22 protein-coding genes are annotated in these 26,994 nt (G+C 64.9%); 15 read left to right on the top strand and 7 right to left on the bottom strand.

Annotation, left to right across the window (positions count from 1 at the left end; all coding sequences use genetic code 11):
* Positions 1-20: 20 nt before the first annotated feature.
* Both RBH22_RS04490 and RBH22_RS04495 read right to left on the bottom strand, forming a co-directional pair.
* Complete coding sequence (locus tag RBH22_RS04490) at positions 21-2,699, bottom strand: PAS domain S-box protein (RefSeq protein ID WP_306676648.1); 2,679 nt, start codon at positions 2,697-2,699, stop codon at positions 21-23.
* A gap of 59 nt (positions 2,700-2,758) precedes the next feature.
* Entirely contained in the window at positions 2,759-4,483 is a 1,725-nt protein-coding gene (locus RBH22_RS04495) for a flippase activity-associated protein Agl23 (RefSeq protein ID WP_306676649.1), read from the bottom strand.
* Positions 4,484-4,619: 136 nt separating this feature from the next.
* Here RBH22_RS04495 and RBH22_RS04500 point away from each other — a divergent pair, with 136 nt between their 5' ends.
* From RBH22_RS04500 to RBH22_RS04510, 3 genes are all read left to right on the top strand, one after another.
* Positions 4,620-4,997: a hypothetical protein gene (locus RBH22_RS04500; RefSeq protein WP_256545028.1), complete on the top strand. Its 378-nt coding sequence runs from the start codon at positions 4,620-4,622 to the stop codon at positions 4,995-4,997.
* A 91-nt stretch (positions 4,998-5,088) separates the two neighbouring features.
* Positions 5,089-5,559, top strand: coding sequence for a universal stress protein (locus tag RBH22_RS04505; RefSeq protein ID WP_306676650.1), 471 nt, complete (start codon positions 5,089-5,091; stop codon positions 5,557-5,559).
* A 77-nt stretch (positions 5,560-5,636) separates the two neighbouring features.
* Positions 5,637-5,963 carry a 2Fe-2S iron-sulfur cluster-binding protein gene (locus RBH22_RS04510; RefSeq protein WP_256290362.1) on the top strand — a complete coding sequence of 109 codons (327 nt, stop codon included), beginning with the start codon at positions 5,637-5,639 and terminating at the stop codon, positions 5,961-5,963.
* A 36-nt stretch (positions 5,964-5,999) separates the two neighbouring features.
* Here RBH22_RS04510 and RBH22_RS04515 read toward each other — a convergent pair whose 3' ends face one another.
* Positions 6,000-7,889, bottom strand: coding sequence for a globin-coupled sensor protein (locus RBH22_RS04515; RefSeq protein ID WP_306676651.1), 1,890 nt, complete (start codon positions 7,887-7,889; stop codon positions 6,000-6,002).
* A gap of 146 nt (positions 7,890-8,035) precedes the next feature.
* Here RBH22_RS04515 and RBH22_RS04520 point away from each other — a divergent pair, with 146 nt between their 5' ends.
* Positions 8,036-8,665: a rubrerythrin family protein gene (locus RBH22_RS04520; protein ID WP_306676652.1), complete on the top strand. Its 630-nt coding sequence runs from the start codon at positions 8,036-8,038 to the stop codon at positions 8,663-8,665.
* 181 nt (positions 8,666-8,846) lie between these two features.
* Here RBH22_RS04520 and RBH22_RS04525 read toward each other — a convergent pair whose 3' ends face one another.
* Both RBH22_RS04525 and RBH22_RS04530 read right to left on the bottom strand, forming a co-directional pair.
* Complete coding sequence (locus RBH22_RS04525; RefSeq protein ID WP_306676653.1) at positions 8,847-10,085, bottom strand: mandelate racemase/muconate lactonizing enzyme family protein; 1,239 nt, start codon at positions 10,083-10,085, stop codon at positions 8,847-8,849.
* A gap of 137 nt (positions 10,086-10,222) precedes the next feature.
* Positions 10,223-10,792 carry a hypothetical protein gene (locus RBH22_RS04530; protein ID WP_306676654.1) on the bottom strand — a complete coding sequence of 190 codons (570 nt, stop codon included), beginning with the start codon at positions 10,790-10,792 and terminating at the stop codon, positions 10,223-10,225.
* A 158-nt stretch (positions 10,793-10,950) separates the two neighbouring features.
* On the opposite strand from RBH22_RS04530, the gene RBH22_RS04535 reads away from it, so the two are divergent.
* A complete protein-coding gene (locus RBH22_RS04535) occupies positions 10,951-11,772 on the top strand; it encodes a hypothetical protein (protein ID WP_306676655.1) in 822 nt (273 codons plus the stop codon).
* Positions 11,773-11,987: 215 nt separating this feature from the next.
* On the opposite strand, the gene RBH22_RS04540 is transcribed toward RBH22_RS04535, so the two are convergent.
* A complete protein-coding gene (locus RBH22_RS04540; protein WP_256545034.1) occupies positions 11,988-12,404 on the bottom strand; it encodes a hypothetical protein in 417 nt (138 codons plus the stop codon).
* 631 nt (positions 12,405-13,035) lie between these two features.
* Here RBH22_RS04540 and RBH22_RS04545 point away from each other — a divergent pair.
* The 9 genes from RBH22_RS04545 to RBH22_RS04585 all read left to right on the top strand — a co-directional run bounded on the left by RBH22_RS04545 (position 13,036) and on the right by RBH22_RS04585 (position 24,491).
* Positions 13,036-14,283 carry a SipW-dependent-type signal peptide-containing protein gene (locus RBH22_RS04545; RefSeq protein ID WP_306676656.1) on the top strand — a complete coding sequence of 416 codons (1,248 nt, stop codon included), beginning with the start codon at positions 13,036-13,038 and terminating at the stop codon, positions 14,281-14,283.
* Between the two features lie 131 nt (positions 14,284-14,414).
* Positions 14,415-15,869, top strand: coding sequence for a VWA domain-containing protein (locus tag RBH22_RS04550; RefSeq protein ID WP_306676657.1), 1,455 nt, complete (start codon positions 14,415-14,417; stop codon positions 15,867-15,869).
* A 118-nt stretch (positions 15,870-15,987) separates the two neighbouring features.
* Complete coding sequence (locus RBH22_RS04555; RefSeq protein ID WP_256545037.1) at positions 15,988-17,568, top strand: vWA domain-containing protein; 1,581 nt, start codon at positions 15,988-15,990, stop codon at positions 17,566-17,568.
* 105 nt (positions 17,569-17,673) lie between these two features.
* Positions 17,674-18,429: a hypothetical protein gene (locus RBH22_RS04560; RefSeq protein WP_306676658.1), complete on the top strand. Its 756-nt coding sequence runs from the start codon at positions 17,674-17,676 to the stop codon at positions 18,427-18,429.
* A 235-nt stretch (positions 18,430-18,664) separates the two neighbouring features.
* Positions 18,665-19,894 (top strand): signal peptidase I, encoded by a 1,230-nt coding sequence (locus tag RBH22_RS04565; RefSeq protein WP_306676659.1) that lies wholly within the window; start codon positions 18,665-18,667, stop codon positions 19,892-19,894.
* A 112-nt stretch (positions 19,895-20,006) separates the two neighbouring features.
* Positions 20,007-21,089 carry a twin-arginine translocation signal domain-containing protein gene (locus RBH22_RS04570; RefSeq protein ID WP_306676660.1) on the top strand — a complete coding sequence of 361 codons (1,083 nt, stop codon included), beginning with the start codon at positions 20,007-20,009 and terminating at the stop codon, positions 21,087-21,089.
* A gap of 31 nt (positions 21,090-21,120) precedes the next feature.
* Entirely contained in the window at positions 21,121-22,401 is a 1,281-nt protein-coding gene (locus RBH22_RS04575) for a hypothetical protein (protein WP_306676661.1), read from the top strand.
* Entirely contained in the window at positions 22,401-23,603 is a 1,203-nt protein-coding gene (locus RBH22_RS04580; RefSeq protein ID WP_306676662.1) for a hypothetical protein, read from the top strand. The genes RBH22_RS04575 and RBH22_RS04580 overlap by 1 nt, the downstream gene beginning before the upstream one ends.
* A 141-nt stretch (positions 23,604-23,744) precedes the next feature.
* Positions 23,745-24,491 (top strand): hypothetical protein, encoded by a 747-nt coding sequence (locus tag RBH22_RS04585; protein WP_306676663.1) that lies wholly within the window; start codon positions 23,745-23,747, stop codon positions 24,489-24,491.
* A gap of 124 nt (positions 24,492-24,615) precedes the next feature.
* Here the strand turns inward: RBH22_RS04585 and RBH22_RS04590 are convergent, their stop codons facing one another.
* Entirely contained in the window at positions 24,616-25,152 is a 537-nt protein-coding gene (locus RBH22_RS04590; RefSeq protein ID WP_306676664.1) for a hypothetical protein, read from the bottom strand.
* Between the two features lie 449 nt (positions 25,153-25,601).
* Here RBH22_RS04590 and RBH22_RS04595 point away from each other — a divergent pair, with 449 nt between their 5' ends.
* On the top strand, positions 25,602-26,882 hold the full coding sequence (locus RBH22_RS04595; RefSeq protein ID WP_306676665.1) for a SipW-dependent-type signal peptide-containing protein: 1,281 nt from the start codon (positions 25,602-25,604) through the stop codon (positions 26,880-26,882).
* The last annotated feature ends 112 nt before the right edge of the window (positions 26,883-26,994 follow it).

Below are 26,994 nucleotides of genomic sequence, written 5' to 3' on the forward strand. Positions count from 1 at the left end.
CTCGCAGGCCCGAACCGCTCTCACTCCTGGATTTCGACGCCCGTGATCTCGAATCGCGCCCCGCCGGTTTCGCTATCGGTGACGGTGACGGTCCAGCCGTGTGCTTCGGCGATCTGATCGACGATATTGAGCCCGAGCCCGGGCCCGTCGTCCGCCGTCGAGTAGCCGGTCGCGAACACGTCCTCGCGCTCCTCGGCGGGGATTCCGGGGCCGTCGTCGGCGACGTAGAAGCCGCCGTCGACGTCGCCGATCGTGATCGTCACGTCTTCGCCCGCGTGTTCGATGGCGTTGCGGAGGAGGTTCTCGAACAGTTGCCGGAGCCGCGCCGGATCCGCGATTATCGTGCGGTCCGTGTCGATCACGAGCGACGCCTCCGCCGTCGAGACGGTTCGCCAGCACTCGTCCATCAGGTTGCCGAGTGCGACGGCGTCGGTAGCGTTCGCGCGACCCCCTTCGCGCGCCAGCACGAGCAGGTCTTCGATCAGTTCCTCCATCCGTTTGAGCGCCTCCGCGGCGACGTCCAGATGCTCCGCTCCGGCCCCCGCGCTCGGGCGGTCACCCGCACGTTCGGACTGGACCAGATCGATCCGCCCTTCGGCCACGTTCAGCGGATTGCGCAGGTCGTGGCTGACGACCGTGGCGAACTGTTCGAGGCGGTCGATCTGCCGTTCGAGTTCCTGTTCGTACTCGTGACGCTCGGAGACGTCGCGGCTGAACGCGATGAACCGCTCGTTGCCGTGAAATCTGATCTTCGTGATCCAGACCTCGACGGGGAAGGTCGTGCCGTCGCGTCGCCGGTGCCGACCCTGAAGCTTTATCCGCTCTCCGATGGCGGCGTCGTCCCAGACGGTCCGGAGTTCGTCGGCGGAGTGGTCCGCCTCGATTTCGGCGACGTTCATCGAGAGCAGCGCCTCCCGTGAGTAGCCGAGGTTCTCGACGTTCTGTCGGTTGACGTCGACGACGTTCCCCTCGGCATCGTGGACGGTGATCGCGTCCGGCGACTCCTCAAAGAGCGCCCGGAGCCGTTCTCTGCTCCGTTCGAGTTCCTGTTGGCGCTCCTTCTGTTCGGAGATATCGGCGTTGACCGCGACGAAGCGCTCGATATCGCCGCCCTCGCTTTCGACCGGGGCGATAGTCTGATCGACGACGTATCGATCGCCGGATTTCGTCTTGTTGACGATCTCGCTTCGCCAGACGTCGCCGTCCAGAATCGTCCCCCACAACTCCTCGTAGAACTCCCGATCGTGCTCGTTGGACTTCAGGATCCGCGGGTTCTGTCCGAGTACTTGGTCGGCGTCGTATCCCGTAGTCTGTTCGAACGCCGGGTTCACGTAGACGATCGTGCCGTCTCGCTTCGTGAAGTACACCGAGTGCCCCGACGCTTCGATGGCCTCCCGAAAGAGCCGAAGCGAGCGGTCGCGGTCTTTGCGTTCTGTGACGTCTCGGACGATTCCATCGACGTACGTGCCGTCGGATTCTTCGGTCTTCAGAAGGGTGAGAGATCCCCAGCGGTGTTCGCCCGTCAGCGTCCGAATCGGCACGTCGTAGTTCTGCACGACTCCGTCGCGGTCGAGTCGACGACGTAGTTCGGCCAGGTCTGCTGCCTCCCGAACGAAGTCCTCGACGGCGTGCCCCGCGACTCCTTCGGGAGTGTCAGCGCCGAGTAACGTCGCGAGCGTCGAATTCGCCTCGACGATCTGGCCGTTCGGATCGGGGGGCGCTCGGAAGATGCCGGCCGAGGACGCATCGAGTAATCGCGCGTAGCGCTCGCGGTGGGCGTCGGCATCGACGCGGTGGAGTGCGTGTGCGACGTCCTCGCCCAGTTCCGTGAGGAGGTCGCGTTCCTGCGCGTCGAAGGCGTTCGTTCGGTCCGCATAGACGTTGAGAACGCCGTAGAGGCCGTCGTCGTACACCATCGGAATGGCCGCGCTGGACCGATAGCCGCGGTCGAGCGCGGGGGCGCGCCACGGTTCGTACCTCGCGTCTTCCGGGATGTTCTGTACGACCGAGAATTCCCGCGTCAGGACGGCGTTCGCGGTGGGACCGGGCTCTTCTAGACCGCTGTCGGTCGTGATCTCGATGGCATCTAGATAGCCCTGATCGACGCCCGCGGCGGCGACGGGTTCGACGGCGTTCGCGTCCGCGTCGTGCCTGCCGATCCACGCGAAGCGATAGGGATCGGCCTCGCTGATGAGCCGGCACGTTTGGCGTTCGATCTCCGTTCGGGTGTCAGCGTGTACGACGGCCCGATTGATCTCGCTGCGCACGCGACGGATACGTTCGAGCTCGGCCGCACGCTGGGCGTTACGGTACCGTTCGACGGCGTTCGTGATCCGGTTGGCGAGGAGTTCGTACTGCTCGCTTTGTGTTCCCTTCCGGAGGTAGTCCGTCGCGCCGCGTGTGATGGCGTCGCTCGCGAGCGACTCGCTCCCCTCGCCAGTGAAGAGGATGAACGGGAGGTCGGGATCCTGCTCGCGGACCGCCTCCAGCAGTTCGAGCCCGTTCATTTCGGGCATCTGATAGTCCGAGACGACGCAGTCGAACGACGCCGCGCCGTCCGTGAGCCGTTCGAGACCGCCGGCCGCGACAGATTCAGTGACGACTTCTAGGCGGTCGTCCTGCCGAGCGAGCACCGTCGACGTGAGGTCTAAGAAGTGGGGGTCGTCGTCGACGTGCAACACCCGTATCCCGCCAGTCATACCAAGTGGACTTTGGCTACTGTTGGTATAAATGGGGCAGTTTGATTCCGACGGATGGGTCATCGTTTCTCTGGGGCCGTGAACACGACGACCTCGCGGTTCCACAGACCAAGGCGGTACGTCGTCGCCTCGTAGTCAGAGCCGAGTCGCTCCGCGAGTTCGGTGTGATGTGTGGGCGCAGCGATCACGACCGGCGGCGCCGACGCGTTCGCGTACGCCGAATCGAACGTCGAGACGTTCGCCGTACTCGTCGCGTCCGCGCCCGCCGCTTCGACGTACCACGGCAGCGGCAGTCGGTTCCCCCAGGCGTCGCCCACCGGCGGGAACCGGGTCGTCCGGTCAGGCGGGACGTGGTACGCCGCACCGACGTAGAGAACCTCGGCCGTCGACGAGTCGCCGTCGGCAGCAGCGCGTGCCGCCGCTTCGATCGGTTCGAGGTCGTCGCTCGGCTGGGCGAACTGCGCGAGTCGGTTGTCGCGGTCGGAGGGCCCGTAGACGGTTCCGGCGGTGACGGTACCCACCTGCGCGACGACCGAAAGGACGACGAGGGCGACCGCGACGACGGTTCCGGTATCGACGTCGGGGCCGGATGCGGCAGCGGCCCCGCGGCGGAGGAACGCGGCGAAGCCGACCGCTGCGGGGAGCGACAGCGGGACGACGACGTGCACGAGCGTCCACGGGGCGGAGACCTCCGCGATCGTCGGGAACAGGACGACCGCCAGAAGCCCCCAGTAGCCGACGCCCTCGATCAGCGGCCGGCGGGCCGACGCGTAGCGCACCCAGAGCGTGGTTCCGACGCCGACCGCGACGACCGGGAGCGCGACCGCAGTCAGGGTCCCGGCCGCGTCGCCGAGGTACGGGAGCAGCGAGTGCGTGCCGTCGGGATAGCGGTTGACGACGCGGACGCCGACGAAGCGCCAGAGCGCGCCGACCGTCCCCTCGTAGATCGCGAGGTGGAACTCCGTCGGATCGTAGAGTCCGACGTCGACGCCGGGACCTGCGCGGGGCGCGAACAGAAAGACCGTCGTGCCGACGAAAAGCAGCGCGGCGCGGGCGGCCTCCGTCGTCGTCCCAGCGAGTCGCGCTCGGAGCGCTGCCGCCGCCGCCCGGGCGCTCGCTCCGCCGTCGGCGGCGACGCTGTGCTGCTCGACGACGAGGACCCACGCTGCGAGCCAACAGCAGAGATAGCCGGCGACGAACCCCGAAGCGGACGCCGCGAGCGACAGCGCGACCGCAGCAGCGTACGCGTCGCGTCGGCTGTCGCGATCCCACGCCCGCAGGGCGAAGCCGACGAACGCGAAGCCGAACAGCGCAAGCGGCACGTCGCCGCGGAGGAAACGCGAGTAGTAGAGGACGAGTGGCTGAAACGCGAGGAGAGCGGCGAACAGGACCGTTTCGGCGTCGTCGAGACGGTCGCGAAAGAGCAGTGCGACGAGCGGGAGCGCCGCCCCGAGGACGGCGATAGGGAGTCGGGCGACCCACTCTGAGACGCCGACGAGGGCGAACAGCGTGCGGCCGACGAGCGGGAGCAGCGGGCCGCCGGCGATCGGACGGTACTGGTAGGCGCCGGTGTCGAGATAGCGGAGCGTCCAGTAGCCGACGCGCGCCTCGTCCCAGTGAAACGGGCGCGCGCCGAGACCGACGAGTCGGACGAGGAGACCAGCGAACGCGAGGGCGACGACGACGCCGAGAACGCGGTCACGTCGGAACGAGAGGCCGGCGAGCGACGCCGACACCGGCGTTCGATCGGAACCTCCGGGCGCGGCGTCGCCCTCGCGAGACATAGCGGTCCCTCGCGGCCCGGAGGGTAGAAACTTTGTGATCCAGAGGCCGCCGACACCGACCGTGTGCCCATCGTCAACGACCACGGTCACCGACCCGATCCGCAACGCACAAACGGCGTCCCGACCCAGCGCGGGTATGACCGTCGTCGACGCGCTGCCGCCGCGGCCGCTAGAACCCCAGGAACTGCTCCAACTGAACGACGCCGAGGCGCTCGAACTGGCCGTCCCGATCGAGGACGAGGGCCGCGCCTCCGGCGTGCTCGTCGCCACCGGAGAGTGGGTGAAAGGCCTCGCCTTCGACGCCGACGCGGAGTCGTGGACCGTCGTCGAGACCGTCAGCCTCGGTGAAGGCGTCGAGCGCGTCGACGGCTTGCAGGCCTGCGAGGCGGCCATCCTTCGATTCCGCGGCGACGACCCTGAGGCGATGACCGCCGAGAACGCACCGGGAACGTACGAGCCGCAGGTCGACCAGTCGGCCGGGGCCGACGAGGCTACCGGAGCCGAGGACGAGTAGCTGTCGACGAGGACGGAGAGACGGCCGGCGAAACCGAATGACAATCGAGCGTACCTTCTAAAACCTTCGCGACGTAGGGCCGGGTGAGACGATGTACGACAAGATTCTCGTTCCGACTGACGGAAGCGCCGCGACCGAGGGCGCAGTCGAACACGCCATCGAACTCGCGAAACAGTACGACGCGACGGTACACGCACTGTACGTCGTCGACACGGGTGCGTACTCCTCACTGGAGATGGGCTCGGATATCGTCATCGAGGCCCTTCAAGAGGAAGGCAACACCGCGGTCGAGGAGGTCGAAGAGCGCGGCGAAGAGGCCGGCGTGGACGTCGTCACGACTGTCGAGACGGGTATCGCACACCGCGTCATCGTCGACTACGTGGCCGAGGAAGGAATCGACCTCGTCGTGATGGGGACGCACGGCCGAACCGGCGTCGGTCGCTTCCTCCTCGGGAGCGTTGCCGAGAAGGTCGTCCGCACCGCCGACGCGCCGGTGATGACGGTCCGCTCGGGGGACAAAGAGGCAGAAGCCGACGGCGGCCCCGCAGTCGACGAGGCATAATCCGGTCGACACGCCGACACGACCGGGACGCGACCGCTTCGCAAAGAGTTTTGAAACGGTCCACCGAACGGCGAGGTATGACCGAGTACACCGTCGAGTTCGTCGGCACCGGCGAGACCGTCGACGTGTCGGACAAGCAGACGATCCTCAAGGCCTGTCTCGAAGCGGGCATCGCTCAGGAGTACTCCTGTCGCGTCGGGATGTGTCTCGCCTGTTCGGCGGAGATCGTCGAGGGCGAGGTCACCCAACCCGCCGCACGTGGGCTCACCGACGAGGAGCGCGAAGACTACGCGCTGACGTGTATGGCCCGCCCGCAGAGCGACCTGAAGCTGAAGCGCGGCGTCTACCCACCGAGCATCGAGCAGGACGCAGCCGACGCCGCTGCTGCAGCGGACGACGACTGAGGTCGGTTCCCTGGCGGGTAGAAGAGCGAGAGAGCGCTATTTGTCGGATCGGTCCGTCTCGTCTCCGGGCCCGCTAACAGAGACGCCGCCATCGGTTCCCACGAACGCGAACGACTCGTCGGATTCAGAGTCCTCGCCGTTCTCCATCGAGCTGCCGTTCGAGAGGACGTCACGCGGTGGGCCATCCGCGTCCGACGTGTCGATTCCAGCCGGCGGTTCGGCGTCGAAATCGAGGTCAGAGGGCATCCCACCCCCTCCGGAGTCCGTCGACTCGGTGTCGCCATCGGCCGTAACGAGGCGATCTGCGGCGTCCTGAATCGTGTCCATCCGCTGGGTCTGTTCGCGGCTGGCTTCCGCGACGTCGTCGACGCGGTCTGCGATCTCCTCGGAGCGCTCGCGCGTCGTCTCGACCATCGCCGTCACCTCCTCGGCGCTGACCGCCTGCTCGTCGGTCGCGGTCGCGACCTCGGCGATTCCTTCGGTCGTTCGCTCGACTGCGTCGACGATCTCGTCGAGGCTGTCCATCGCGTCCTCGCCGCGGTCGATACCCTCGTGCAGTTTGTCGGTCGTCTCCGAGAGGCTCTCGATCGTCTCGGCGGCGTCGGTCTGGACGCGACCGACAGTCTCCTCGACGTCGCTTGCGCGCTGTCGGGACTCCTCGGCGAGTTGTTTCACCTCGTCGGCGACGACGGCGAATCCGTCGCCGGCCTCGCCCGCCCGCGCCGCCTCGATCGAGGCGTTCAGCGCGAGCAGATTCGTCTGCTCTGCGATCTCGTCGATCGCTTCGATGACTTCGTCGACCTCGTCGATCTGCGCCTGGAGTCGTTCGAGATCGGCCGAGGCCTGGTTCGCGGCGTCTGCGACTTCCTCCATCACGTCGATCGCCTCGTCGGCGGCGGTCTCGCCGGATCGCGCGCGCGAGACCGCCTCGTCGCTCGTGTTTTCGACGTCCTCGGCGGTCGCAGCGATCTCCTCGACGGTCGCACTCATCTGTGAGACCTCCGCGGCGACCTCCTCCATATCGTCCGCCTGGTCGTTTGCGATGTCGCGGATCGTCGCGGAGCGTTCGGCGACGACCGACGAGGCCGAGGAGACGTCTTCGATCGGGTCTTTGAGGTCCTGTTTGACCTCGCGGGCCAACTCCTCGCGGTGTTCCGCCTCGCGGCGCGCCTCCTCGCTGTAGGCGTGAATGTAGGTGTCCATCGCGATCTGCTGATCGATCGCGAGCACTTTGAGGAGAGAACTGGCCCGGTCGACCACGGCGTCGACTGCGGCGTCGACGTCGCCGTTCGTGTCGGCGTCGGCAGCAGCGTCGGCACCGCCCGCTCCGTCCTCGTCCTCGCGTCCGTTCGCGCCGCCGACAATCCGTGAGAACAGACCGTCGTTTGCGTCGTCGGGGTCGTCCCCACCGGACTGCGTCGTGGAAGCAGATTGAGCCGTGTCGCTCTGAGCGGACCCACCGAACTCCTCTTTGACCGCATCCCCGATAGCCGACATCAGACCGTCGTAGTAGATGCTGTACGCGCCGAGATAGAACTTCGGCCCCATATCCAACATATTGTGGATCTTGCCGATGCGAGCGCGCTGGGCGAAGTAGTCCTGGCCGTACTCGCCGCTGGCGAGCGAGCGCAGATACTGTGATTGGGTCTTTTTCAGTTGATCGACGCCCTTGCTCGACCGACCGAGGACCTCAGTGGCCCGAGGATCGCTCGTCAGGTGGTCGTAAAACTCGTCGACGATCTCATCGGCTATTTCGTCGAACGTCGGTTCGAGCGCACGCATCCGCTCTTTGTCCGCCTCCGTGAGGCGAACGAAGGACTTGCGCCACTCCCGTTCTGACTCGTCGATTCCCAATGCGTCGATTAGCTCGTCGCCGTCGACGAGGCCCCTCGTGTCGTCGGTTACTACGACGCCTCGGTCGTTCATATATAGGGGACCAACATCTCGACATAAGATTGTTCGCTCCCCGGTATCAGGTCTGATACTCCTCCGCCGACGACGGTGCGGCGAGTGCGACGCACTGTCGCAACGGCGGCAGAAACCGTTAGGTGCTGCGGCCGCTCGGCTTCGATATGAGCCGCGAAGCACGCGACGGAGACTGGCTCCGTGAGAAAGTCGAATCAGCGGAAGCTTCGTCGCTGGCGCTGCTCGGGTCCGAACAGTTTCTCTATGCGGCCGCCGGGGGGGATCCGATTCCCGAGGCGCTGCTCGTTGCCGCCGCAGCGAGCGAACACGCGGCGCGGGAGACGTTCCGACAGTGGACCGAAGACGAGGGAGACGACGACGCCCGCGCTGCTTTCGAGTCGGTCGTCGAACAGGAGACGGAACACCGCAGCCGGGTCGCGAGCGAACTGGACGGCTGGAGCCCCGAGAGCGGGCCCCCAGGGCCGATGCACGCGTATCTCCGCGGCCGTGACGCGACTGTCGAGCGCATCGCCGGCGGGATGGTCGGCCGTCCACTGGTCACGCTCCGGACCCACGAGAGGCTCGTATCCTTCTTCACCGCCCGCGGCGACGACCGGCGCGCGGGTCTCTTTCGAGACCTCCGCGCGGAGACGGCAGCCGTCCTCGACGACGGCATCTCACTGCTCGAAACGCGGTGTGCGAGCGATTCGGCGTGGGAGACCGCCAGGCTCGTCGCGACGTACACGATCCGGTTGGCCGGCGACGACACGGCCGACGCGCTTCGGGGACAACAGTAGCGTTTGCAACTGATTACACAGCCAATCGCACGACTGCGTGCGATTAGGTGAGTGACGACTTGCAAACGCTACTATAGGTACCGACCCGGCAGTGTCGAACAGCGGGTGAGAGCGGTCGTCCTGTGGTCGGAGTCGGCCGGCCGACATTCCGGTGAGAGCGGGCAGTGCGAACCGGCCGCCCCTACGCCTCGTCGAATAGTTCCTCGCCGTCGACCATTCGCTCCGCGACGGCGTCCATATCGAGCGTCACGCCGAGACCGGGCGTTTCGGGGACCTCGATCGAGCCGTTCTCGATAACCGTCTCCTCGACGAGTTCGTCCCACCAGCCGAGTTCGTAGGAGTGATACTCGACGGCCAGCGCGTTCGGAATCGCCGCGCCGACGTGGGCAGCCGCCATCGTGGCGACGGGCGAGGCGACGTTGTGCATCGCGACGGGAACGTAATACTGGTTCGCGACGTCGGCGATCTTCCGCGTCTCGCGCATCCCACCGACTTTCGGCAGGTCGGGGGCGACGATGTCGACCGCCTGATTTTCGATCAGTCGGCGCACCTCCGTCACGCGGTAGCGGTTCTCACCGACGGTGATTGGCGTCGTCGTCGACTTCGTGACCTCCTCTTGGACGTCGAGGTTCTCCGGCGGGACGGGGTCTTCGAGCCACCAGACGTCGAAGTCTTCGATCGCGGTCGCGAGGCGCTTTGCGGACCCACCCGAGAACGTCCAGTGGCAATCGAAGGCGACGTCGGCGCGGTCCTTCACGCGCTCTGTGACTTGCTCGACGATCTCGGCTTTGTGTCGGATCTCTCCGGGACGGAGATGCCGGTTCGCGCGGTCTTTCTCCAGACCCGAGGGCACGTCGAGGTCGAACTTCAGCGCGTCGTAGCCGAGTTCCTCGACGACGCGCTCGGCCTCGTCGGCGCAGGCCTCCGGATCGGCCTCGTCTTCGGTGTGGCAGTCACAGTAGACACGCATCTCGTCGCGGTACTTGCCGCCGAGCAGTTGGTACGCCGGGAGTTCGAGAATCTTCCCCGCGAGGTCGTGCAGGGCGACTTCGATGCCCGAGATGGCCGTGACGGTGACGCCCTCGACGGAGCCCTCGCCGGACATCTTCTGGATCAGGTGTTCGTACAATCGGTCGATGTCGAGGGGGTTCTCGCCGACGATCATCGGCTTCATCCGCTGGATGAGTTCCGGCACGCCGGCCCCCCAGTAGGCTTCGCCGGTCCCGACGATGCCGGCGTCGGTGTAGACGCGCACGAGCGTCCACGGGAAGTTCCCGTCGACCATCGTCGTCTGCACGTCGGTGATCTCGACGTCGCGGCCGCCACCGCGTTTCGCCGTCACGCCCATCGTCTCCGCGGAGAGCTCTCGCATCGTGTACTCCGCGTTCGGGTCGTGCAGCTCGGAGTAATCCGTTCCCATAGCAGTCGATTTACTCGGTACAGTGAAAGTCTTTGGTCGTCGGCCGGCAGTCGATCTCATAGGGATTATCGTAACTGTTCAGAGATTCTCGCCGTACCGTCCGGCGAGACATCTATGGAGACTTACGATAATCCCTCTCACTCCGACGGCGGACGGTTGCGAACGCCGATTCGCGCCTGCTCGTGCGACCGGTAATGAAACACGGCGGAGACGAAGAAACTGAGTACGACGAGTCCCGCCCAGCCGGCGTCGGGGAGCAGCCCGAACGGGAAGAAATCGAGCCACGCGACGAGCAGGAGGGCGGCGCTGACGGCTGACAGCGCCAGATAGTACTCGTGCCAGGGGAGGTCGTTGCCCCGCACGACGTCTAGATAAATATTGACCTCCTCTTTGGCGGCTGTCGGCCGAACCGTTCCGCGGTCTTTGTCGTAGACGACGAGCCCGGCGTTGTGAAGTTTCGGCAGGTGAAGCTGTTGGAGTGCCGTATAGACCGACTTTCGATCCTCGCGAGCGACTCGCTCGACGGTCGTTCCCTTCTCCCAGGCGGCGACTGTCTCCGCCAGCGACCCGATGTCGTGGGCGTCCGACCCCGAAAGAACCCGCAACACGTACCGCCGCCGGTGATTCGCGAGCACCTCGAAGAGTTCCTCCTCGGAGAGGGACTCTACCGACCCGTCGGGTTCTGGGTCGAGTGTCGCGGGCCGCACACTAACGCCAGAAGGTTTCACGTAACGGACATTATCTTTCGACAGCATAAGTATCTCCCTTCGTGTTACGGAAGCATCACGTCAAGTAACACGAGAATACCGGGTCCGTCACTTATGTAGTGATTAGCTATGCCGCCACTCTACGAAGCATTCGCGTGATGAGGATCGCCGGCGAGCGGAGGATACAGTGGCGGCGGCCGGAGTACACCGGACCGAACAGATGTCTCGCGTGTACTGCCGTCAACGTCGCACTAACCGGAGTTCTGGCTGTCGGCATCAGTTTCGTCAGCGTTCCGTTCGGCGTCGCGGTCGGCGTGGTCGGACTCGCGGCGATCTATTTCCGCGGGTACCTCGTGCCGGGGACGCCGACGCTGACCAAGCGGTACCTCCCCGATTCGGTGCTCCAACTGTTCGACGGGCACACACCGGGGGTCACGTTCGGCGCGGGACCGTCCGCGGTCGTCGATATCGAGCGGTTTCTGGGCGACGTCGGCGCTCTCGAATCGTGCCGAGGTGGCGGGGACCTGTGTCTCTCGCCGAGGTTTCGAGATGCGTGGTTCGAGCAGATCGACCGGGTAAACCCGGATGACGCGGTCGAATTGCTCTTCGAGGGCACCGTCGGCGACCAGCCCGTTTCGACAGCGCGGCGATCGCACGCGTTCGTCGCGATGGCCGATTCGGTGACGGTCGGCAAGTGGGAGTCAGAAGCCGCGTTCCTCGCTGACTGCGCCGCGGACGCAGTGCTTCGTGACCGCACTGCGGCCTGGCGGAGGTTCACCGACGAGGCACGTTTGGAGGTGCTCGGCGCGCTTCGACTGTGGCTCGATCGCTGCCCCGCCTGCGGTGGAGTGATTTCGCTCGACGGGGAGACGGTCGAGTCGTGTTGTCGGTCCTTCGAGGTCGTCGCCGCGACGTGTAACGAGTGTGGGACGCGGGTGTTCGAGGCGCGGCTCCCGCCGGATGAAATCCGGGTAGAGTGACGTTACGAGACAGTAGCGCGGCTCGGTCAAAGCAGCGATCGATCGTATTTCTCTGTCGAATCGGTTCTGGCTACCGACGGAGTCGGTCGGCGGTTCGGGCAGTGGGACAATAGCGCGGGCAGTGAGCGAGCGTTCATACTGTCGGACAGCAGTTCGTGAACTATGTTGGCACCCACGGGGTGCCGATACTTTTCACATCGTTCTGTCCGACAGTATCAGGACAATCGGGAGAGGTAGAACCACCGATGTGACCAGATCTGATAGAGCGCCGAGCCGGCGATGATCGCGAGGAACGCGCTCGCGAAGACGAGCGGGTCGACCGCAGCGAACAACGGCACGCCGGTGAGCGAGAGCACGATGAGAAACAGCGCGAGCGTTCCTAGCGTCCGGTAGTACGTCGCCCAGGTGACGCCGTACTTCGTCACGACCTCCATATACACGTCGACCGTGCGTGCCTCCTTGCGGAGTCTGATCGTCTTTCGATTACGATCGTAGTCGACGACGCCGGCCGAATCCAGTCGAGGCAGATGACTCTGGTGCAGCGAGATGTAGACACTATCGCGGATGTTCCGCGGCGCCGGTGATTCCCCCGTCTCGATTTCGGCGATCTCCTCGGCGAGGTCCCGAAGCATCACCTCGCGCCCGCGATCCTGGAGGTACTTGATCGCGTACCGACGTCTATCGTTGCGAAGTAAGTCGTGAATATCCGTTTCTGAGATTCTTTGTCTCGTAGATTGTGATCTATAACTCATACCTGCCCTCGGGTAATTATTCATTGCTCACACAAGTATATAGTAATCATCTTCAAGAAAACAGAGCAGAAACGCTGAACGTATCGTTAACCGCGGATCGATCCTCTTGGTATCTCATACTTTCGGACAGCAGTTCGTGAACGATGTTGGCATCCACGGGGTGCCGATACGCTTCACAGAGTTCTGTCCGACAGTATCACTCGGCGGCAGCAGGATCGTCTTTCCACTCTGAATTGCCGTTCAATGTGGCCATTCCCCGCTCGCCTCGGATCCGTCGATCGCCGAAGTCGATTCCGTTGTTTCTGCAGTCCACGAGCCTCCGAAACGTGGCGTTAAGCGCCCGTGAGTGCCGTTAGCCAGGAAAACTCGCAATTAGCTATGGGGGTATGAGGGGTGGGGGTAGAGTGTGGAAACACCCACTCAGGGCGCCGCGGCGGACCAGCGACGATCGGTCCTCGCGACGGCGGTTCGACTCCGCCGGTGGGCATCCCCCAACGGGGGAACACAAACCATGACAGAACGGTTCGAAATCTCACGACGGAAGGCACTGGCGGCTCTTGGAACGATCGGCGTCGCGTCTGCGGGCGCAGGACTCGGTACGAGCGCGCTGTTCACGGACGAGGAGTCGTTCGAGAATAACAACCTCGTGGCTGGTTCCCTCGACCTGTTCGTCGACTACTGGACGTCGTCGAACCAGGGCAGCTACGGAAGCAGTGTCAGCAGCGGACAGGTGGACGGCGAAAGAGGCGCCACGTACGCGTACGAACTCTCCGACGTCAAGCCAGGCGACAGCGGTGCGCTGGCGTTCTGCCCGAAGATCGTCGACAATCCCGCCTGGCTCTGGCTGGGTTCGGGCGGCGTCGTCGACTACGAGAACGGCCAGACGGAACCCGAGATGGACGCCGACGCGAGTGGCGGCGGCTCGATCGGCTCACCAAACAACGGCGCGGGGTTCGGCGAACTGAGCGAGTCCATCCAGGTCACGATCTCGTACGCGGAAGGCATCACCCCCATCGAAGAGGACGGAGACCTCGTCGGCTTCGAGTGCGTCGACCCGGTAGCGCTGAACAATCCCGAGGACTACACCCTCGCGGACCTCAGCGATGAACTCCTCTTCGGCTTCCTGATGGACGTCGAGCGCGGCGAAGCAGGCCCGCAGCCGTACCCCGGCTCGCCCGACGTCGAGACGCAGACCGGCCCGTGTCTCTGCATCGAGTGGGAGCTCCCGATCGAGGTCGGTAACGAGATCCAGACCGACGCCCTCGACTTCGACTTCACCTTCGTCGCCGAGCAGTCGCGGCACAACGGCTCGCCGACGAGTCCCTTCGTCGACGTCGACGCGTCGAGCACGGTCGTCACCCAGCCCGCTGACGCACAGGCCGGCTACCCCGGCTCCTTCACCCTCCGCGCGAACGAGAACGTCGTCGAAGTCGACCTCTCCGGCCTCGCGGAGTCCTTCCCCGCTGACACCGCCGGCAGCGACAACGTCGGCGTCTTCCTCGGCGATGCAGGCGGGAACTACCAGGTCGAAGTGAAACTCGAGGCCGACGGCACGTTCGTCCTCGCGAACAACAACGCTGGGGCATCGATCGGAGACTTCAGCCCGATGCTCGACGGCGACGTGATCCGGATGGACACGGCCGGATTCGGCTCCGTCGGCGTCATCGCGAACATCGTCGACGGCAACGCGAGCACCACGCAGGCGGTCGCGACGCCCGGCGACGACAAGCCGTGGCAGGGCCCGCTCTACGTCATCTGAGCCGGCGATTCCTGCACCGAGCTTCCCCCACCCCGGTGGACCGACCCGACGGCGGGTCGTGACGGTTCGACTCCGTCGGTGGGTCTTCCCCGAACGGGGAGCGTCCGCGGCCGGACGACGAACACAGACCAATGACAGAACACGAATTCGACCTCTCGCGGCGGAAAGTCCTCGGTGCACTCGGTGCGGTCGGCGTGGCCTCGGCCGGCGCCGGCCTCGGCACGAGCGCGCTGTTCACGGACGACGAAACGTTCGAAAATAATCAGCTGACGGCGGGGAGCCTCGACCTCAAGCTCGACTACAAATCGACGTACAGGGGCGGCCCCGGTCGGCTCGACGCGATCAAAGCGATGGGCTACCCGGACGCCGAGGACCTCGGCGACGGCGTCTACCTCCTCGATCAGGCTCCCTCCCCGGCGGATATGCAGGCGTGGGAAGACCTCGTGACGGGCGAGGAGTTCCAGTTCTGTTCGCCGGAGGCCGACGAGTTCCTCGTCAACGGCGACGGCATCCCAGTGTTCACCCTCGAAGACGTCAAGCCGGGCGACTACGGCGAGGTGACGATCAGCATTCACATCTGTGACAACCCCGGCTGGCTGGAGATGGTCGGTGGCCTTCGCTCGAACGCAGAGATGGGTATGACCGAGCCCGAGATGGGCGTCGACGACCTCAACGCGGACGAGATCGGCGAACTCGCCGACCGAATGCAGGTGCGAGTCTGGTACGACGAAGACTGCGACAACGTCTACGAGCCGACCGGCACCGGTGAACAGCAGGAACTGGAGGTCGCGCTCGTCAGCGACGTCTCCGGGTCGATGGGCGGCTCGCCGCTCTCGGCTCTGAAGACCGCCGCGAACGGGTTCGTCGACAACCTCTCCAGCCCGGACGAGGCCGCCGCCATCTCGTTTTCGACCACTGCGACGACCGACCAGGAACTGACGACGAACTACCAGGCGGTCAAGAACGCCATCAACAGTTACTCCGCGGGCGGCGGGACCTCGATCGCCGCAGGTATCGCCGAGGGAGCTGACGAACTGCTCAACGGCACGAACGCCACCGCTGGCGCGTCGAAAGTGATGATCCTGCTGAGCGATGGTCAGTCCAACGCATCGGCTGCACTCAGTGAGGCCGACGACGCCAAGGACGCGGGCATCCGCATCTTCACGATCGCGCTCGGCAACGCGGCCACCGGCCTCCTCGAAGACATCGCGACCTCGCCCGACGACGCGTTCATCGCGCCCAACCCCGCCGATCTCGACACCGTCTACGCGGAGATCGCGCAGGTCGTCCTCGCGGGCGAACTGCTGATTGCCGAAGGATCACTCGCGGACGTGATGGCGCTCCTGGAAGAGGGCGTCGAGCTCGACGGCGACCGCTCCGCCGAGGGTCGACAGCCGTACCCCGGCCAGACCACCCAGTGCGTCGGATTCGAGTGGGAACTCCCCATCGAGGTCGGCAACGACGTCCAGACGGACAGCCTCTCCTTCGACGTCGGCTTCAACGCCGTCCAGTCGCGCCACAACGAGATGGGCGACAGCCCCGGGGTCGCTGGCGGGATGAACGAGACGAACACCACGTCGCCGTAGCACGGGTGCTGGCGACGTTCAACCTCGTGCCGGTGCTTCGCAACCTCGGTTGCGAGCGGCCACGGCCGCGACGCGGTTCGACTCCGCGACGGGGTGTCCCCCGCAGGGGAACTCACCTATGACAGACAACGATCAGACGTACGCACTCTCGCGACGCAAAGTGCTCGGAGCCCTCGGTGCGGTCGGCATCGCTTCGGCGGGCGCCGGCCTCGGCACCACCGCGTACTTCAACGACACCGAATCGTTCGAGAACAACACACTGACTGCCGGGACGCTTGATCTCAAGATCGACTGGCAGCAGTCCTACTACGGGCCGACGGAGTCCTGGGAGTACGTCAACGCGCACCCAGACCACGACGGCGACGGCGAGCAGTCGATCGAGATCGGCGGCGAAACGTACGCCTACGGCGACGAGAGCCGGAATCTCGTCGATTACCTCACCTGTTCGAACTTCGATCAGAACTACGCGGCGAGCTACAACGGCCAAGAGCACCTGATCGAACTCGACGACGTGAAGCCCGGCGACAAAGGCGAGGTCACGTTCAGCCTGCACCTCTGTGACAACCCGGGGTACATCTGGATGCGTGCTGCCGACATCGTCGAGAGCGGCGGCGTGAACACCGAGCCCGAACGGGTCGCCGAAGGCGGCGACGCGAACGAGGCGAACCTCGCGGAGAACGTCGACGTGCGGATGTGGTACGATCAGAACTGCGACAACCGCCTCAACAGTGCGGACATTATGCTCACGATCGACGTCTCCGGGTCGATGCTGTACAGCCAGTACGGCGGCGTCGTCAACGACGACCCGATTCTCGGCTACGACGAGACGACCAAGATCGACCTCGTCGAGGTCGGTGCGGCGGCTCTCGTGCAGGAACTCATCGACACCGACGCGGACGCGCGTGTCGGCGTCGTCTACTTCAACGGCTCCTCCGGCGGCGATCCCCACATCGAACTCGGGTCGCCGCTGACGTCAGATCTCGCGGGTCTCATCGCGCCCGGCGGCGCGCTCAACGGGCTCCGTCAGGTCCTCGCCGACATCGTCGGCGCGAGCACGACGGACCCCTCGGGCGGCGCCGGCATCAGCACCGGGACCTACATCGGCGAGGGCGTCCTCGAAGCGCAAGCAGAGATCGCAAACAACGGCAGAGTCGACACGACGCCGATCAACGTCGTTCTCTCGGACGGAAACTCCTTCCAGGGTGGTGACGGCACGCCGTACGCCTCCCCGACGAGTGCCGCAGACGACGCTCGCGCGTCCTCGCCCGCACCCGAGACGAACGTCTACACCATCGGTGTCGGTGCCGACGCGAACGACGCCATCCTCTCCGAGATGGCCGGCGCGGCGGGTAGCGCCGGCGACGACCCCGCATACTTCCGGGACGTCCCGGACCCGACGAACCTCGTGTCGACGTTCCAGACGCTGGCGGACCTGTTCACCAGCGAAATCGTCTTCTTCGAGGGGACGCTCGCGGAGGCGCTGGGTGCGCTCGACGGCGACGGCATCCACCTCGACGGGGACCGCACGACGCCCGAGACGATCGAGTGCTTCGAGCCCGAGGTCGGCCACTGCATCGGATTTGCGTGGTCTCTGCCCCTCGAAGCCGGGAACGAACTCCAGGGCGACTCGGTCGCGTTCGACCTGTCGTTCTACACCGAGCAGTGCCGCCACAACGACGGCGTCGAGCAGACGGCATAGGCCCACGAGACGGGCCGTACGGCTGGGACGCCGGATCGCTGCCGCACGGATGCGGCAGTCGACCCGCTCGCTGTCTGGCGCGTAATTCCTCGAAACGGATTCAAAATGAAGACACCCACACGACGACAGATACTCGCGGCGGTCGCTGGCTCGAGCCTCGTTGCGGTCGGCGCGGGGCCGGTGCGAGCGGCTAGCGGACTCGCGCCGGTCGAACTGAATCAATCGGCGCAGATCCAGGCCGGCGACTCGTTACCGGCGGTCGCGCTCGACTGGCGCGAGACTGTCAACGGCGTCGTCACGGAGGACACGGGTCTGGCAGCCGTCCCAACCGAGAGTACGGGCAACGTCGGCCTCGTCGTCGACGAAGCGGTCCTGCCGGGCGATACTGGGGCTGTCACGCTCCGGGCGACGCTCGTCGAGGGCGGAGAGGGCGAGACGGTCGGATCTGCCGAGCTAACCCTCCTCTTCTCGTTGACAGAAACCGCTGAGAACGGCCTCACAGAGCCCGAACGAGAGGCGAACGACACGACGCCCACAGTCGGCGAACTACAGGACGCCGCCGAGATCGAGATCTGGAACGATATGGGCATCGGGACCGGGAACGGCAGCAACGAGGACATCCCGTTTCTGACCGACGGCGACGACGTGATCGCTTCGGGCACGCTCGCGGCGGTCGCTGACGACCCTGCGTTCGCCGATGGCGGATACGGACTCACCCGAGACGGCGAATCGTGTCTCACGATCGGGGAAGCGGTCTACGTCTCGTTCCGCTGGGCGATTCCGACCGACGCAGACAACGTCATCCAGAGCGACAGTGCGCGGTTCACCGTCGGGTTCGCCGCTCGGAGGTGTCGCGAATGACCGTCGTCCGAGCTGTATCGCACACCAACGCCATTCGATCGCGTTTCAGCGCGTTTAACGCCTCGTTACGTCCGGAAATGCACTCCCGCGCCATCGGATCGACGACCGTTCCGGGCGGTCAAGACGACGATGCCGAAACGGGGACCCCCCCTAACGCGGCGATAGCTATGCCCGCTAGCGTCCATCTCTCCTCCAGTGATGATTCACCTGCTGGCGAGATTGGAGGGCCGCGACGATGACGAGTGAGCGCAGCACGATACGAACGGTCGCGAACGTACTCGGCGTGCTCTTGCTCGTCGGTCTCGTCGCTCCGTTCGTCGTCTACGGCGTGCCGCAGGTGGCCGGCGCAGACTACAGTTTCGTCGTCCTCTCCGGCAGTATGGAACCCGCGATGAGCCCCGGCGACGCGATCGTCGTCCGTGAGGCCCCGCCGGGTGAGATCACCGAACGGGACGTCATCACCTTCCGGACCGACAGCGAGACGCCGACGACCCACCGCGTCATCGACGTCATCGAACGGGACGGGAGCGTCGCCTACGTGACGAAAGGCGACGCCAACGAGGACCCAGACAGCGGAACCGTCTCTCACGAGCAGGTGCTCGGCGAGGTGCTGGTGACGCTCCCGCTGCTCGGCTACGTCGTCCGATTCGTCAACACCCCCGTCGGCTTCGCCGTGGTCGTCGTCGGGCCGTTGGTCGCCTTCGTCATCTCGGAGGTCTGGACGCTCGTCAGATCGGTCGACGGCGTGCTGGTCGACAGCGAGTCGACCGACAGCGGATCGGCAGGCAGCGGATCGGCAGGCAGCGGATCGGCAGGCAGCGGATCGGCAGGCAGCGAATCGGCAGACAGCGAATCAGTAGACAGCGAATCGGCAGACAGCGAATCGGCAGGCAGCGAATCAGTAGACAGCGAGACAGACGCGGCGGCGAGCGGCGGTACGTCGCCGCAGGGAGCAGAAGCCGAGGAGAGAGACGACACGCCGGCGTCGGCCGAGCCAGTGTCCACCGAATCGACGCCAGCCGAATCGGGGTCGACGTCGGCGACTGCGTCGTTCACCCTGACGCGGTCGAGCCTCCAACTCCTGGGCCTGGTGTTCGCGTTCTACCTCCCGTACAGCGCGTACGTCGCCTACACCACGATCGCAGCGTGGACGATCGCGGTCGCGATCGCGACCGCGATCGGGCTCCTGTTCGTCGTCGGCCTGTACGTCGGTACCCGCGGCGACGAGAACGCAAACGGGGAGGCCGACAGCGACGCGGACGGCAGCATGGAGAGTTCCACTGAGGAGGCCGACAGCGACGCGGATGGCAGCGTGGAGAGCTCCACTGAGGAGGACGACAGCGACGTGCCGAGTGAAGTTCCGATGCCGCCGGCCGGTGAAGACGGCGCCGACGCCGTCTATCCCGACCGATCGACCGCTGCCGACGGCGGCAGCGAAGTCAGGGGGCGAGACGACGATGCGTGACTTCGAGACAGAACAGAGCGGGAGTGATCTGTCCACCGGAAAATCTGCGCCTGCCGGCGCAGAGAGGCAATCTCTCCCGGAACGGCCATCGAACACAGCGGAGACGATAGATGTGACACGAGAGCGCGGAACCGACGAACAGCGAGGTGAAAACGATCGAGGGCAGGGACGGATCGGTTTCGGGTTGTCGCGGCGACAGCTCCTGTACGCGGTCGCTGCGACCGGCGCGGCGGCCGGCTCGGGCAGCGGCGTCGCCGCGATGCTCACCGACACGGAACGCGTCGGCTCACAGTTCACGGTCGGCACGCTCGACCTCGACGTCGACGTGCGCTCGCCGTCGAGTTGGCAGCACGGCGCTTACACCGGGTCGCTCGGGATCAACGAGTCGGAGACGGCCGTCTTCGAGCTGTCGGTCGACAGCAACCCGGCGTACGTCTGGCTCGTCGCCCCCTGCCCGTCGTGTGAGCCGATCGAATCGAAACTCGACGTGCGGCTCGACCTGACGGTTTCAGGAGCGGGCACGGTGACGCTCTTCGACGGAACGCTCGGTGCGTTCCGCGCGGCGTACGGATCGGGGGCGTTGCTCTCGACGCAGGCGCTCGCAAGCGACGGCGAGACGTGGACCGTCTCGTTCACCTGGACGCTGACCGAGCCGGTCGCAGACACAGACGTAGCGTTCGGATTCGAGTTCCGGGCCGTCCAGCAGCGACACCTCGGCGACCCGCGCGCGTACGATCTCGGCCTCCCGGCGTGTGCACCGTGCGACGAGACCGGCGACTGCGGGAAAGACATCAGCTACGTCGCGTTCTGTAGCGACGAGCCGATCGGCCCCGCGGACGTCGCCTTCGCGCGCCATCTGTGCGGTGATACCGATCGATACGCGACGCTCGAACTCACCGCCCTGCCGGCGCACGTCGACCGCGTCCTGCTCAAACACGGGACGAACTTGGACGTCTTCGCCTACGACGGCGAGGCGATGCCGTTCCGCATCACCACCGGCGGTGGCCAGTCCGATCTCGTGATGGTGGCGACCTACGAGCAGGACGGCAACGAGTACCCCGGGAGCGGGACGCCGCCGCGGAGCAACAGCGACCCGTGCCCGGGCACGTACTCGCTTAAACACGAGTTCGGAGCCTCGAACGGCGACGACCAAATCGATCACGGACAGAGCGATTCGAGCGGCGGTGACGAGTAATGAGAAATCAGACGACACTGGCGGTGGCGCGATGACGTTCGATAGCTGGTGGTACGACGGAGGCAGACGGCTGCTCGCAGTCGCCTTGGCGCTCGTTGTCGTCGCCTCCGTATCAGGCAGTGCGACGACGGCACTGCTGTCGGACCGCGAGTCGATCGACGTCGGCTTGACCGTCGACGATCACGGCGGCGTCTCCCAGTTCCACGTCGAATCGATCGCGACCTGTCCGGTCGAAACGGTCGAGCACGACGCCGCGACGCTGCAACTCACAGAGCGGTTCGACGTCGAGGGCGACGGATGCGCCCAGATCTCGGTTTGGGTCTCGGAGTCCTGGCTCGACCGCGTCGGCACGGACGTCGGCGACGTCGTCATCGGTCACGAGAACGCGAGCGGATGGGCGTACTTCGAGACGACGGTCGTGCGCGAGCAGGCCGGCTGGTACGAACTGGCCGCAGTCACGGACGGATTCAGCCCCTTCGGCCTGTTCGTTCCCAACGAAACGTTCGTGGACACCGCCGCAGGCGCGGCAGCCAACGGAGCGAGCGGGCCGGACGAAGCCGCCGCTCCCGGCGTGCCCGGTGACCGCGGTGACCTGAACGTCTCGGACAATGTGACGGGGAGCGACCCAGCCAACGAAACCGTCGGTGAAGTGGCCGCAGACCCGGTCAAAGACGAGACCACCGGGAACGCGACGGCCGGAGGCGGGATCGTCGGAAACGCAACGCAGTCCGGGAACGGCGCGAACGACGAGTCCGGCGAGCCGGGCGCAGCGCCAGAGGCGGAAGCGAACGCGACCACGGACGCGTCGACTTCGGAGTCGGGTGAGACTGTCGAAGGGTCCGAGCCGTCAGGCGACGACACGCCCGCGGCGATCGACTCGCCCGACGAATCGCCGTCGGAGCCGAACGACACCGAAACCGACGCGGACGGATCTGGTGACGACATAGCCGACACTGACGGAGCGAGCGGCGACGACGCCGCTGGCGACGAGACAGAGAGCGGCGACGGTGACGCCGCGGCGGGTGGCGATGGGAACGACGAGACAGAGGGGGACGCCAGCGTCGAGCAATCGAGCGACGGCGATCCGGGCGCCGACGAGTCCACCGAGGCGCCAGTCGACGGTTCCTCGTCCGAGAACCCGGGGGAGAGTGAACCCGGCGACGAACCAGAGAGTACGTCCGATACGGCTACCGGAGAGAGCAGCAGCGGAGACGACGAGAAGGCCGAGAACGAAGACAGCGAGTCGGCGTCTAACAGCTCTGACACGGGCGACGCAGCGAGCGGAGCTGACTCGGGCACGGGCGCGGAGTGATGACCCCATCGGGCGTCCCGGCGACGCTCTCGCGGAAACACCTCCTGGCGGTCGTGGTGATCGCGATGGCACTCACGGGAGCGGGCGTCGGTGTTCTCTCGGACGGCTTCACGCTTTCGCGAGGCCCCGCCCCGGCCGAGGCCGGTGACGCTGCGGTATCCCTCGCAACGATCGAGGTCACGGCGTCCGACCCCACCGACATCCGGAACGACACCGGTGATGTAGGCGTCGTCAGCGGGACGCTCGGCGGGACGCTCACGCTCGCCGAGGGAGTCGACCGAGTGGAGTTCGTCGTCCAGACGCGACTGCCGAACGGAACGTGGGCGGTCGCAGCGTCCGGGACCGCGACGGGGGTTCCGGCCGGTCAGTTGAACCTGGAACCGGGCGTCGGCGGGCCAGACACGATCTACCTGGATGCCGCTCAGTCTGCGGGCTTCGACGTCCAAGAACCTGGGACCGTCGCGGTCCGCCGCGGCGCGATCGCGGTCACGGCGCGACTGTTCGTCGGCGACGAAGTAATTGCGACAGTCACGGACGTCGACGGCTACGAGCTCACCGTCGATCGGCCAGCACCGGCGACGGTGTCGTTCGCGCCGGTGGACGAGTCGGCGACGGAGGAAAACAGCGGTTCCACCGGAGCCAGCGATCCGACCGACACGACCAGGCGCTCGATCACTCAGATCGGGTCGGGATCGGACGGCGGTCACGAATCAAGTAGTGGAGCCGGCGCAAGCGACGCGGGCGAGACGACAGACAGCACCACTCCGACGACGGCGTTCTTCGGGACCGGGGACGTGGTCCCGGGGAGTGCCGGCAAGTCGGCGGCGGTCTTGGAGCCGACGTCGGCGGAGATGACTACGCTAGAGGTCACTGTCGGGGCCGCGGTCGACGCCGAAAACGGCGTGACGGAGCCCGAATCGGTGGTCGACGAGACGCCCGAAGATGGCGAACTCTCGTCGAAGGTGGACGTCAGGATCGTCCTCGTTCGAGAGTCCGGTGATCGACAGTACGTCGTCGGCAGTGCAGACGCATTCGTCCCACTGGCGACGGCTGCCGGCGCGACAGAGTCGCTGGCGATCGAGCCGAACGAGCGCGTCTCGCTGGTCGTCGAGTGGCGGATCGACGCCACTGTCGGGAACGAGATTCAATCAGACAGCACCACGGCTTCGATCCACTACCGCTTCACGTCGGAGCCGTCTTGAACAGACGCACTGCGTCGGTTAAGCGACGATTAGCTATGATGACAGGAGGTCACCAGACGACCGATGAAAGCGATCGGAGAGACTCAGTTCAGGTGGCGGCAGCCGGAGTACACCGGGGCGAACCGGTGTCTCCCGTGCACAGTGGTCAATGTAGCAATCACGGGTATTCTGGCGATCGGACTCGCCTCGGTCCGCCTCTCGCTCGGCATCGCGCTGCTCGTCGTCGGGGTCGCAGCGATCTACTTCCGCGGGTATCTGATCCCCGGAACGCCGACGCTGACCAAGCGCTATCTCCCAGATTCGGTGCTGGGACTGTTCGACGCCCACGAGGCTCCGGTTCCGCTCGGCGCAGGGGAACAGGACCCGGCCGACATCGAGCGGTTTCTGGTCGATCTCGACGTCCTCGAACGGTGCCAGGGGGGCGAAGATCTGTGCCTGACGCCGGAGTTCCGGAGGTCGTGGGACACGCAGATGGAACGCCGGCCGGCTGACGATAGCGCACTCGGCGATCAGTTGCTGTTCGAGGGCCTCGGCGTCGACCGGGAGGAGATAGAGACGAAGCGGCAGCCGAACGCGTTCGTCGCGGTCGCCGATTCGGTGACGATCGGGCGGTGGGAGTCCGAATCCGCCTACTGCGCGGACGTCGCAGCCGACGCCGTGCTCCACGCGCGGTCGGCAGCGTGGGAAGAACTCGACTACGAAACCCGACTGGAAGTGCTCGGCGCGCTCCGACTGTGGCTCGGTCAGTGTCCCGACTGCGATGGCGCAGTCACCCTGGACGAGGAGACGGTCGAGTCGTGTTGTCGCTCCTTCGAGGTCGTCGCCGCGACGTGTGACGACTGCGGGACGCGCCTGTTCGAGGCGCAACTGTCACCGAACGCTCTCTGAACTGACGGGCTCGGACCCGGCACCGACACGAGAACGGGACGCTTCTCCGGCGCATTTTGATACCGAGGAGGCGACTATCTGAACGTCTCGTATCCTCTCGTGATCGTCGATCCGCAAGGAGCGCTCACGAGAGCTGATTCAGATACAGCCAGCGACGCGACCACAGTTGATAGAGCGTCGAACCGGCGATGATCGCGAGAAACACGCTGGCGAAAATGAGCGGATCGACCGCGGAGACGAGTGGTACCTCGGTGAGCGACAGGACGACGAGAAAGAGCGAAACCGTGCCGAGCGCCCGATAGTATGTCGCCCACGTGACGCCGTACTTCGTCACGACTTCCATATACACGTCGACCGCGCGGGCGCTGTCTTTGAGCCGGATCGTCTTTCGGTCCCGGTCGTAGTCGACGACGCCGGCGTCGTCGAGCTTCGGGAGGTGATTCTGGTGCAGCGAGATGTAGACGCTGTCGCGGATGTTCCGCGGCGGCGGCGACTCCTCAGTCTCCAGTTCGGCGATGTCTTCGGCGAGATCACGAAGCATCACCTCGCGCCCGTGTTCCTGCAAGCACTTGATCGTGTGTCGCCGCCGGTCGTTCCGAAGTAGATCGTGGATGTCCGTCTCCGAAAGCCCCTGGCCCGTCTGCGTCGATCGGATACTCATATGACAGGTCTACCCGCGTATCAACGAGGTAAGCATATAGTAATCAACCCGATTAACGTCGTGCAAGAACCCTCAACGAGTCGTTAATCGGGTTTTCACGGGTTCAACGATACCGCAGAGAGTTGAATCACTGTTACGGCCCCACTCCGGGTCGATAATACGCTATTTTTCGCGGCTGTCGTGAGTAGGTAGGTGCTACACTCAGTTCCGAGTCTTCGTCGTGGCAAGTGGTTGCTGCCACCGTTTCAGCCGTTCTTTGTCCCGAAAATACGGCGATAATCCTACAATCGGGGTGTTAGCTGCACAAACTCGCGATTAGCTAATGGGGTGTCTCCTGTGGGGTGGAGTGTGGACTCACCCACACTGGGTCCGCAGTCGGCGCCTCGACGACGGCTGCGGCGGCGGTTCGACTCCGCCGGTGGGTTTCCCCCGCAGGGGGAGAGAGCACTATGACAGAGCGATTCGAGATCTCACGGCGAAAGGCACTGGCCGCGCTCGGAACCATCGGCGTCGCAGCGGGCGGCGCGGGAGTCGGCACGAGCGCGTACTTCAACGATACGGAGTCGTTCGAGGGGAATTCAATCACTGCAGGGGAGGTTGACCTATGGGTCTCCGCCAGTAGCACGTACAACGGTGGGGATGCGACCAATAGCGCCTCTGATATCGGTCGTACAGATGGGTCAGAACTTCCTGCAGGGTTCTATGACCTTGGTGACGTGAAACCAGGTGACTCTGGAACAGCGACTATTTGCTTTGATGTCGTCGACAATCCAGCATGGGTCTGGGCACAAGGTGTCGTCACAGCAAACGACGAGAACGGCCAGTCTGAACCAGAAGCGGTCGTTGACAATACTACAGGCACTGGTAATGGTGAGCTTGCAGGGGCGTTAAACTCAACTCTATTCCTCGACAAAGATGGTGATGGAGAGCAGGTTGCTGCGGACAAAGAGGTATTCGGTGACTTATTTGATGGTCACTTCTCATCTTGGCAATTACTAGGTGAGTTCACAGGATCCGTTGAGCCAGCAGGAGATGGGGAGCTAGATCACTGTCTTACTGTCGATTGGGAACTTCCAACCAGCGTCGGGAACGAAGTTCAGACCGACAAACTGAACTTCGCTATCGCATTGTACGCTGAGCAAGCGCGACACAACTCTGGGTATGTCAGTCAAGATATCTGCTACTCTTCCCCAGAGAACCCCACCGCGAACCTTAGTACGGAACAAGTGTTTGAACTCTGTATAGATTACGAATCATCTGGTGGCGAACTAGAAAAGGTTACATACAACGTTGAACTTGAGGAGCCGTGGTCTGACCCAACTGAGCCCAATGCCAATATGGCTCTCGGTTTCTGTGGTACTCAGGATGGGGACGGAAATAGCCTCCCGCTTGACCCTATTGGAGACTACCAAATCGGCTGGAGTAGTTCGGACGGGTTCCATTACAAAGTGGTTACGAACCAAGGCAATAACCCGAGCTGGAGCAATTGGCAGGAGCTTCCTAGCGGTATCAGTGGCGAGAAAAACGGCACAAGTATCACGATTAGCTCCACTGTGGGTGCCAATTTCCCCTACGATCCAGGCGATATCTACGGTATAGTTGGAAACGCAAGCTACGGTGGGTCAACCCACGCCAACATCTCATCAGATCCTGCTAACTCCTGGTCAAGCGCGAAGAATTGGACTTCAACGGAGTACTTCCTTCCAACGAAGATCCCGGATAGTGTCTGATAGCAATAGCAATTAGCCGGAGCTGACCCACACAGGCGCTTCGCGGCGGTTCGACTCCGCCGGTGGGTTTCCCCCACGTGGGGATTCGGACGCCACGAGGGCGGCCACACAA

It is taken from the genome of Halobellus sp. H-GB7, assembly GCF_030848585.1.
In the GTDB taxonomy this organism is placed as follows: Archaea; Halobacteriota; Halobacteria; order Halobacteriales; family Haloferacaceae; genus Haloquadratum; species Haloquadratum inordinatus.